This window comes from Helicobacter sp. T3_23-1056, from assembly GCF_053654535.1.
Map to the genome: position 1 here is coordinate 1 of NZ_JBSIUU010000087.1, position 881 is coordinate 881.

General features: G+C 31.4%; 1 protein-coding gene. It reads right to left on the reverse strand.

Features of this window, described 5'->3' with window-relative positions:
- Positions 1–881: bacteriophage T4 gp5 trimerisation domain-containing protein (locus tag ACWIUO_RS13795; protein ID WP_454178459.1), on the reverse strand; the 881-nt coding region annotated here is incomplete at both ends.

The following is an 881-nucleotide window of genomic DNA, read 5'->3' on the forward strand; positions in this document are numbered from 1 at the left end:
TTATATTCTGCACCTACTTTGATTATTTTTGCTAGGGCTATATCTTGGGTATGGCTCTTAGCGATAGATTCGTTATAATGTCCTTTTATGCTAGATTCTTTATTGTTTAGAATAGTTTGGCTAAAGTTATGCTCTATTAGTTCATCATAGTCTTTTTGAGCGTGGATTGAGATTAGCTCATTATCTTTTATATTTTCTAGTGTTATTTCATTTATGCCTTTTTCATTTAATCCTAGTGTTTTAGAGCTAAATGTGGTTTTATGAGAATCTTTTGGTAAGTGTAGATTTGGGGTGTTGGTGTTATTATACAAGCTACCACTAATATATGGTTTATCTATGTCATTATCTAAAAAGCTAATAAGCACTTCATCACCTACTCTTGGAGTGTGATAAAAACCTGAAGCATTAGAAGCAATGGGAGATGCTACGCGTAAATATGGGGAATAATATTGCATAGAATCTTGTGAATTATCTTGTGAATTATTTTGCGCGTTGGCTTGTGTGCTAGATTGTATTGTTTTTGTGTTATTTGTGTTTATATTATTTGTAGATTGGCTTAAATCATTGGAATCTATTTTAGATTCACTAGCTTTGTTGGTATTAGCAATGCTAGATTTGCTTGAATCATTGCTAGATTCTGCGTTTGATTTACCTAAATCGTTAGTTGATTTTGCATTTGTTTTGCTTAAATGATTGGGATTGTTTGTTGATTGTGAGTCTAAATCATTAGCATTTATACTAGATTTTGCATTTATATTAGATTTTGCACTAGATTCTGTGCTTGTTTGATTTGATTGCAATATTTGATTATCAATTATTGCTTGATTAGCAAAGGCATTGATTCTAACTCTAACCCTACCAAAGCTATCAGTGTGAATGGT